Below are 9,420 nucleotides of genomic sequence, written 5' to 3' on the forward strand. Positions count from 1 at the left end.
CCCAGAAATCCAATTTCTCGGAGAAGAAACCGGCTTGCAACAGATGAACACAGATAGTTATTGGATTCTAGACCCCGTGGATGGAACAACCAATCTCATACACGACTATCACCACAGCGTAGTATCATTGGCGCTTTGCCAACAAAATGAAATTGTATTAGGCATTGTCTATGACCCATACCATGATGAGGTTTTCTCTGCAGTCAAAGGAGAAGGTAGTTTCTTGAATGGCAAGCCTATCCATGTTTCCTCTGCCAAAAAACTGTCGGAAACTATCATCGGTATCGGAACTGCTAAAAGAGAACTGGCTAAAGAAAACTTTACTAGGTTTCTCAAGGTCTACGAAAACTCACAAGACATCCGAAGATTGGGGTCTGCGGCACTGGAACTAGCATATACAGCATGTGGCCGGCAAGGTGGATATTTTGAAGTGTATCTGAACCCTTGGGACTATGCTGCAGGCATACTTTTGGTAGAAGAGGCAGGAGGAAAGGTAACTGACTGGATTGGGAATAAGCTTAATCCCAGACAAGGAAACCAAGTAATCGGAACAAACGGAAATATCCATCAAGAACTTCTCAGAATATTATAATAAGAGATCCTTATTTTCAGTTTAATACAAGCTGCAAAAGAAAATCTATATTATGGCAAGCAATATTGAATTTGTAGAGTTTATATGCTATCAACTACAAGAGCTGGGGCATATCCGTTTTCGAAAGATGTTTGGGGACTATATGGTATATGTAAACGAAAAGCTGTTATTAATGTTGCAAAGATCAAAAAAGAAATAATTGTGGAGGATGTCCTCTTTTTCCTTGTTCGCACTTCGTGAATGACTCTTCTATATCTAAAGAAGAAAACGAGAAGAATCTAAAAAAGATGATTGACAATCTTTCGGAATTCAATCAATAGATTAAAGAATTTAAGCTAATACAAAGTAAGTACTCAGCACCCCCGTATTTTTACTCTCTGAAAGTTATTCTTAGTTTGCGCGAATTTAAAACGTGAAACAATGAAGAATTTTAGAGGAGAAAATACGGGGGCAGTATTAGGTATAGTTTTGTAAAAACGCTTTCTTTTACTACTATTTACTGAATGTCCCTATTTAGTATGCACATTTTTCAATGTATCCTTCCTGTTCATACACCCTACCATAGTGATGAATCATTCCAACCAACCCATTCAAACGTGAATCTATAATCTTCAGATTTTTATATCTAAGATATTGAGTGTCATACAGTCCCGTATTCCCAGATTTCAATCTTTCTTCAATATCTTCGGGAATAAGAAAACTCGCTCTGTCGCCCAAATATTTATAAAACTCTGATTGATATATACATATACTTGCCAGATCAAAATCTCCAAAATGTATATATCTATTAGGAATTTTGATAAGCCATTCCCTTAAATCTGCCGACTGGGGATATCTGGAAACAAACAAAACTTTATTATCTCCAAACAGATATTTCTGACTCCGTATACGACAGAAGTTCTCACCATTTTCCACTCCAACCACTCTCACGTCTGACGGTATATAAAATTCATCTGAATTTTTTTGATAAATCTTAGCCTCTTCTCCCCATACAGGTTAAGTCCTCTTGATCCATCAACCGGTGCCGCTAATGGAGAAATATTAAGACCTTTCTTCAAGAAGACCTGATTATACATAAAATAGGATAACCTGCGTCTGGCATCCCATGCCAATCTACCAATTTCCTCACCCCAAAGGATTACTTTTAACGACTGTACCATAATTTATCCTATTTAGAATTTCTGACACGCTGTACTTTTTTATCATCCCTACGCATCAGGTAAGGAGATTCGGGCAACTCCGGAAGAAGATTGTCTATAGTGCTAATCTGCCCGACCACTTTCAACAACACAATAAATGTTGACAACGAAATATTACCTGCTATACCATTCTCGAATTTGTGGATGGTTGTAAGTCCAATACCGGATTGCTCAGAAACATCTTTCTAAGTAAGATTGCAACGAATTCTATATTTTTTAAATCTGTTACCTAATAGCCTTACAAGCTCAGGCGTGGAGTATTCATAGAAATCTACCATATAAACCGCATTTATGTATTATTATAATGATAGTTACATATATTTCCAAGCATTAATCTTCAATATTATAAAGATTATAAATACGAAACTATGCAATTTCTGAGAATAAAACTAATTTTTATATGAAAACTTATCGTCAGATTCATAGTAACTGATTATAAATCCTATATTTTGTATTTGTTATATGTCCAATTTCGCTATTTTCCTCATAAAGTTTTTCGGGAAAAGCATTTTCCATCGCGGAACATCCTTTCCGGTGTTATGCCTGCTGGTATGTACATGTCCGAAAAGCTACCATGTACCACAGTAAGCTCCTCCATAACAAAGGAAGGGACAATGGTTCAGATAAATTTTCTGTTTATCTACTTCAATATGCATCTGCATCGTTATCTGTTCAAAGTACTTCGTATAATTCTGCCTGAGATTCTTAATATCATGATTACCAGCTATAAGATATATTTTCCCATTCAATCTGCATCGGTAAGATTATCACTTATACCTTCTACCATCATTACCAAATTCCTCCACCCCAATGCATAATACCTAGTTTTGCTGTTATAGGATGACAAGTGGAGCATACTCTTTTCCAAACGTTTACATAGAGTACCACACCTCCGTTTTCAGCATGAAGAAGTTTCATGTCTTTTTTGATTGCAAAGCAACTGAGGATTCCCTAACTGTACAATGTGTACTTTATCGGATACTTACATACAATTTGAACATATTGCAGTATTTTATTCCCAACCATATATTTTTTCCTGTGCAACATAAATTCCCTGCAAAATCATCCGTCATACAATAAATCTCTGTAACTTTAGCCGCTGATAACATAGCAGTAAACGTTTAAATGTTACAATCCGGCACTATAAACTTAACATTTTATTGCTATCTTATTTATTCTCAATGAAAAGCTTATACTCTAACACCATATTATGTTAGAGTATAAAACACAAGAGAAACGATATTCTTCGGGTCTAACCCCGTTTTTATATCGAACTCGGTTATGAGAGTAACCATAGATTGCGCATATTCTTGCACAGCTATGAGTCAAACTTAACAATTGAAGTCTGTTAAACTAAAAGCAAAAAATGAAAGGTTCGGTAAATATCAGTGACTATTTCTACGGCGCAAAGACACAGTTTATTATACCCCTCTACCAGCGTAAGTATGCATGGCAGAAAAAGCATTGTGTACGTTTATTTGAAGATCTGATAAAAATTCATAAAGAAGAATTGCAAAGCCATTTTTTCGGAAGTATTGTTGCAACAAAAGCCAGCGAGGTTGAAGACGATTTGCTGATTATCGATGGTCAGCAGCGTATCACAACTTTATCGCTCCTGATTCTGGCCGCTTTCAATGCAGTTGCCAATGGCGATATGCAACCTGGCAATGAAGATATTGAGGAAGTAAGGAAAAACTATCTCTATGCCATAAGAAAAAGAATTGACAGACAGATAAAACTGCGCCCGATTGAAGGAGATATCGAAGCATATGATGCACTGTTTACCAACAATTCAGATGATTTCATCAAGAATACAGGCATTACTGCAAACTACGAACTTTTTTACCAATTAATTCAGATAAGCAACCTCACTTTTGAGGAGCTTATTAAAGCCATCGAGAAACTGGAAGTGATTGATATTCGTTTGGAAGCGAAAGATAATCCACAGTTGATTTTTGAATCTCTAAACTCGTGCGGCAAAGACCTTGAAGAGGCAGATAAGGTACGCAACTACCTGCTCATGTCACTTTCTTCCAAGAAGCAGGAAGACTACTACCATGCCTACTGGAGCAAAATAGAAAAACTGACAGATGGAGAGCCGACAATGTTTATCCGTGATTATCTGACACTAAAGAAAGGCACGATCAGCAATATTGAGGACTTATATTTTGACTTCAAATCATACGATATGAAGTCTCACATCGACCGTCAAGTCCTCCTTGAAGACATGTTGAAGTTTGCCAAATATTATCGGCAGATACTCAAAGGCGAAACCAGCCATGCCCGTCTCAACCGCAAGCTGAAACAGATTGCAACCATAGAATCTCTTGTACACCTGCCCTACCTGTTGTCATTCTTTGACTATGCGTCAACGAATAACCTGAACGAAACCGAACAGTATGAAGTATTGGACACAATCGAAAACTACTGGGCCCGCCGGATTATCTGCAACTACCCTGCAAATGCGCTTCAAAAGATGTTTGCTACTCTCCATAATGATATTTTGAAGATATACAAACGCCATAAGGAAAGAGATGCCGAGTTACTTCTACCGTACTCTCAGATCCTCAAATTCATTTTGCTCAGGAAACAAGGAACCGTATCATTTCCAAACGACAACGATGTTAAATCAGCCTTTCCAACCAGACAGATTTATCGTATTCCAAGCAACTATAAGTTCTTCCTGTTCGAACGTATGGAAAATGAAAACAGTCCGGAGGCAAATGATACAATCGTAAAAAAAATGAAGGACGGCATATTCACCATAGAACACATCATGCCTCAGACACTAACACCTCAGTGGAAAGAAGAACTGGGAGAAAACTGGCAGCAGATATATGACACCTATCTCCACACTTTTGCCAACCTAACCCTTACCGGATTCAATACGTCATACAGCAACCACTCGTTTCAGGAGAAAAAGGACGGATACACAGACCGCAAAGGAAACAAGATTAACGGTTTTAAAAACTCGGCTTTCTGTTTGTCAAACTATCTAAAACAATGTTCTAAATGGACTATTGACGAGATTAAAGAAAGACAACAGATTCTTCTTGAAAACTTCCTCCGGCTATGGCCGATGATAAAGACGGAATATGTTCCACTGGAAAAGGAATATGAGTTGGTTTCATTTGACGACGACGAATATGAACTGAGTTGGCGGCAAATCATCGGTTATCGCTACAGAAACGAACGGCATGCAGTCTCAAACTGGGTGGAAATGCTGGTACAAGTCTGCAAACTCATATACAATGAAAGTCCTTCTACAATGACCTATGTAGCCGGTAAGAATTACTGGATACATGCTTCCGAGGCCAAAGGAAGAAGCAAAGTGGCAGAACATTGTTACGTTCATACTTCTTGCAGTACAAACACCAAACGCAATATCTTGAACTACTTATTTAAAGAATGCGAGATACCGGCAAGCATTCTTGAATTTGAGCTGGTTCCACTGGCAGATAAAGTTATGGACTCCAATGAAGAGTAATTCTTTTTCATTGTTTGATTTTAATCCCGATTCACGAAAACGCATCAAAAACAATAACAAAAAAGAAACAGCTACATGCCCATCATCGAAATATCATCCCTATCCCACCCCGGAGTGGAAATTTTCAGCACGCTTACCGAAGCTCAGCTACGTAATCGCATCGAACCTACCAAAGGCATCTTCATTGCGGAAAGTCCCAAAGTCATTTCCGTTGCCATTGATGCAGGATATAAACCTCTGGCACTCCTATGCGAACAGAAACACATTACGGGTGATGCCGCAACTATCATTGGGCGCAGCGGAGACATTCCGGTCTATACAGGAACAAGGGAGTTGCTTGCCACGCTTACCGGATATACCCTGACCCGCGGCGTCCTTTGCGCCATGCGTCGCCCCACGCCACTCAGCCTTGAGGAAGTATGCCGGGAAGCCCGGCGTATCGTAGTGATAGACGGCGTGGTCGATACAACCAACATAGGAGCAATCTTCCGTTCGGCTGCCGCTCTCGGCATAGATGCCGTGCTGCTCACCCCCACCTCTTGCGACCCGCTCAACCGGCGTGCGGTCAGGGTATCCATGGGGTCGGTATTCCTCGTACCATGGACTTGGTTGGACGCTCCCATCGGCAAACTGAACGACTTAGGTTTCCGCACGGCAGCTATGGCGCTTACCGACAACTCCATACCTATCGACAATCCTGCCTTGACCGCCGAACCTAAGCTGGCTATCATAATGGGTACCGAAGGAGACGGACTGTCACGCGAAACCATTGCCGGGAGCGACTACGTAGTCCGCATCCCCATGTCGCACGGCGTCGACTCGCTTAATGTAGCTGCCGCTGCTGCCGTAGCTTTCTGGCAACTTCGCACACCAGCTTCCGGAAAATAAAACAGGAAAATAAAGCCTGAAGCTTGTTTTTATTTTCCCGCTATCGCCACTTTAATCACCCCGTCCAGCCTGTTTTCGAATACGCGGTATGCTTCTTCGATTTTTGTCAGGGGAAAACGGTGCGTGATAAGCGGCGTGGTATCAATCTTTCCCGCCTCTATCAAACGGAGAATCTCGGCACAATCGCATCCATCCACTCCACCGGTCTTGAAAGTCAGATTCTTACCATACATATCGGGCAAAGGAAGTATTTGAGGCTTATCATAAAGCGCCACAACCGTAACCACCGCATTGGGACGGGCACATTCCCACGCCAGGCGGAAAGTGTCTCCGGCTCCTGCCACTTCCAACACGACATCAGCGCCTCCGTGATCGCTGTTACGAAGTACAAACTCCTTACACTCTTCCGGCTCCGTCACCAATACATCAGGATAATGTTCACGGATAAACCGAATTCTTTCAGAGGACTTTTCACAAACAATGATACGCTTCGGTTTCTTCAGCATCACGCAAAGCAAAGTACATATCCCCGTAGGACCTGCTCCTATGACAAGAACCGTATCCTCCCCGGAAATCTCCGAAATGCGTGCCGCCCAAAATCCCGTAGCCAGCACATCACCTACAAAAAGCGCCTGTTCATCGTTCACCGAATCGGGAATGCGGTTCAATCCCCGGTCGGCATAAGGAACCCTGACATACTCCGCCTGGCCGCCGTCAATACGGCATCCTAATGCCCAACCACCATTCACATCCGTACAGTTATTCACATATCCGTGTTGGCAGAAAAAACACTCACCGCAAAAAGTCTCAACATTGACGGTAACCCTGTCGCCTGGTTTGACCGAAGTAACACGACTCCCAACCTGTTCAACAACGCCCACCATTTCATGCCCTACCGTTATTCCCGGAACAGCACGCGGCACACTGCCATGTTTGATATGCAAATCACTGGTACAGATGCTACCAAGTGTCACGCGGACAATAGCGTCGCGAGAGTCCTTCAATTCGGGCTTTGGCTTGTCCAACAGACCGAATCTTCCATGTTCGATGTATGTATATGCAAGCATAATATCTTTCCTTAATAATCAGTTTCTGTTTTTTTGCGAATATAAACATAACATTTTGATAAAAGAGCAATAATAGATTTTTTTATAAACACCTCACACCTATATAAGAATGGTTACATTTGCAGTTTCTGCTCTTCACTGAGATTAAACTACAAGAACGACAGGAGAGGCAAGGAATAAAATCATAACTCTATTTCATTGTCTATTAAACAAAAAGTTGAAGTAAATGAGTAATTTACCTCAGCTTTTTGTACCTTTGCTCACTATATATATGTTTTAAAAACATGGATGAAAAATTAGTCGATAAAGAATATTTACTTGAGAAATTGCCCGGCAAGTACGGTTGGACATATACGATTATTCCTGAAATTAGGCCAGACCCCAATGCCCCGTTCAATTGGGTGAAAGTACGAGGAACAATTGACAGTTATCAAATCAAAGATTACCGTTTAATGCCATCTGGGGATGTAATGCCATCTGGAAAGGGGGTTCTGTTTCTGGCTGTCAATGCTGAAATCCGCAAAAAGATACAGAAACAGGCAGGAGATTATGTCCACATTGTTTTATATCCAGACAACGAACCAATAGAAATCCCGAAAGAATTTTTGTTGTGCTTACAAGATGACATCGTAGCTTTGCAGTTTTTTAATTCGCTCATTGAAAGCGAACAATACAAATACATCAGGTGGATATATTCGGCAAAGGGAGAGCAGACCAGAGTTGACAGGATTGCCAAAACAGTAACCAAACTTGCAAACCGCAAGAAATTTGCAGACAAAGAATAATGATTACTATAAACCCAAATGCACAAGCTTCTATTTTAATAGATGAGCCTACAATAAGTGCTGGCGAAAAAATACTATCTTTCTTTTTTCTCGTCAGCACTATTTTTGTACTTTTACAGTGAACAAAAGAGTTATTTTGAAAGCAATGCAAAGCAGAGCGCAGAAATGAGTACAAGTCATTACCTCAAATTCCATTAGCCACTCAAACTGCTTTTATTTGAACAAGTTAGCTTTTCTTTCCAAGATTATAATAAACATTTTTGATAAAAGAGCAATAATAGATTTTTTTATAAACATCTCACGCCTAATTAAGAATAAGAATGGCTACATTTGCAGATAGTTATCAGAGTCCTCACATAAACCGCAATTCATAATGAAAGAAAAAGAACTTGCATTTTCAGATGTTCCCAATAATTTCCTATGGTGTATCAACCGGCAATGCAGTAAAGCAGAAACTTGCCTCAGGCAATTGGCAGAAAGGCTTTCGCCGGAAGAGCTTATATCTTGCAGTGCCATCAATCCCAAGCATTTAGCCAAGTTCAAGAATGAGTGCCCTTACTTTTGCTCCAATAAGCAGGTGAGGTATGCCAGAGGCTTTCTCGGGATTCTGGAAAACCTCACCTCCAAACAAACACACTTCTTCATCAACCGGGTCATCAGTAATTCCAGCCGCCGTACCTACTATCGTGTCCGCAATGGCGAACGGGCATTATCTCCTGCCGAGCAACAAAATATCATAAACATACTCAAAGAGTGCGGAGTAACTTTCTCCATTGAATTCGATTCTTACTTTGAAGATTATTATTGGAGCAATACATTATGACATGCCAACCTTTGCCTTTTAATAGGCAAGGTTGTGCCTATTAAAAGGCACATTTGTGCCAGCTAAGTGGCACAACATTTAGAATATAGCCTCATGATACCTGAGGGTTTTATGTATTAAGAAGAAACAAAAGAGTAAAAGAGAACAGGCTATTTACCATATATTTCCTTATCTTTCCTCTAAAAAACAAATAAGACCACCTCCCTCTCTTTCGGCTTGACAGAGGTATCATTCTTTTTGGCATGTGTTGTTATGGGAGACTACTCTGTTTAGTCTCCTGTTTTATATTACTTTCCTCTTCGAACTCAAAGTTCAGACTGGCTTTCAATTCTTTATTGATTTCTCAGACAGTTTGCAAAACGGAGTTTACTCTACCACAAAGATACGGTCCTTTTCATCAATAAAGTTTAAGTTTATGCTGCTTGTATTCTTCTTTTATATTCTGGATTGAAAGCCTCTTTTTTTGATAACATATTCCAAATCAGAACAAGTAACTTCCTTGCAACTGCAATTAGTGCTTTTTGTTTGCTTTTTCCTCGTGCCAATAATCGTTGATACATTTTCATGAACCTACTGTCT

6 protein-coding genes and 4 pseudogenes are annotated in these 9,420 nt (G+C 40.2%); 5 read left to right on the top strand and 5 right to left on the bottom strand.

Translation table 11 applies throughout. From position 1 onward, the window contains the following. A partial coding sequence (locus AB5903_RS20945; protein WP_368118228.1) for an inositol monophosphatase occupies window positions 1-592 on the top strand: 592 nt, incomplete at its 5' end. Between the two features lie 513 nt (window positions 593-1,105). On the opposite strand, the pseudogene AB5903_RS20950 reads toward AB5903_RS20945, so the two are convergent. From AB5903_RS20950 to AB5903_RS20965, 4 pseudogenes are all read right to left on the bottom strand, one after another. Continuing rightward, a pseudogene (locus AB5903_RS20950) lies at window positions 1,106-1,564 on the bottom strand (hypothetical protein); the annotation flags it as partial. Beyond that, window positions 1,553-1,752 (bottom strand): annotated as a pseudogene (locus AB5903_RS20955) (type II toxin-antitoxin system HipA family toxin); the annotation flags it as partial. The pseudogenes AB5903_RS20950 and AB5903_RS20955, both read right to left, overlap by 12 nt. An 8-nt stretch (window positions 1,753-1,760) precedes the next feature. Next, window positions 1,761-2,069 (bottom strand): annotated as a pseudogene (locus AB5903_RS20960) (helix-turn-helix domain-containing protein). Between the two features lie 222 nt (window positions 2,070-2,291). Next, window positions 2,292-2,543, bottom strand: a pseudogene (locus AB5903_RS20965) (metallophosphatase); the annotation flags it as partial. A gap of 614 nt (window positions 2,544-3,157) precedes the next feature. Between AB5903_RS20965 and AB5903_RS20970 the strand changes: the two are divergent. Both AB5903_RS20970 and AB5903_RS20975 read left to right on the top strand, forming a co-directional pair. Next, complete coding sequence (locus tag AB5903_RS20970; protein WP_258998533.1) at window positions 3,158-5,278, top strand: DUF262 domain-containing protein; 2,121 nt, start codon at window positions 3,158-3,160, stop codon at window positions 5,276-5,278. A gap of 75 nt (window positions 5,279-5,353) precedes the next feature. After that, window positions 5,354-6,166: an RNA methyltransferase gene (locus AB5903_RS20975; protein WP_117857393.1), complete on the top strand. Its 813-nt coding sequence runs from the start codon at window positions 5,354-5,356 to the stop codon at window positions 6,164-6,166. 29 nt (window positions 6,167-6,195) lie between these two features. On the opposite strand, the gene AB5903_RS20980 is transcribed toward AB5903_RS20975, so the two are convergent. Continuing rightward, window positions 6,196-7,233, bottom strand: coding sequence for an alcohol dehydrogenase (locus AB5903_RS20980; RefSeq protein WP_117901780.1), 1,038 nt, complete (start codon window positions 7,231-7,233; stop codon window positions 6,196-6,198). A gap of 284 nt (window positions 7,234-7,517) precedes the next feature. On the opposite strand from AB5903_RS20980, the gene AB5903_RS20985 reads away from it, so the two are divergent. Continuing rightward, window positions 7,518-8,018 carry a YdeI/OmpD-associated family protein gene (locus AB5903_RS20985; RefSeq protein WP_272709879.1) on the top strand — a complete coding sequence of 167 codons (501 nt, stop codon included), beginning with the start codon at window positions 7,518-7,520 and terminating at the stop codon, window positions 8,016-8,018. A 373-nt stretch (window positions 8,019-8,391) separates the two neighbouring features. After that, window positions 8,392-8,841: a DUF6078 family protein gene (locus AB5903_RS20990; protein ID WP_117740220.1), complete on the top strand. Its 450-nt coding sequence runs from the start codon at window positions 8,392-8,394 to the stop codon at window positions 8,839-8,841. The last annotated feature ends 579 nt before the right edge of the window (window positions 8,842-9,420 follow it).

Origin of the sequence: Bacteroides sp. 2201st1_D9_2201SCRN_220225 (assembly GCF_040928965.1) — a bacterium.
GTDB classification, from domain to species: Bacteria; Bacteroidota; Bacteroidia; order Bacteroidales; family Bacteroidaceae; genus Bacteroides; species Bacteroides stercoris.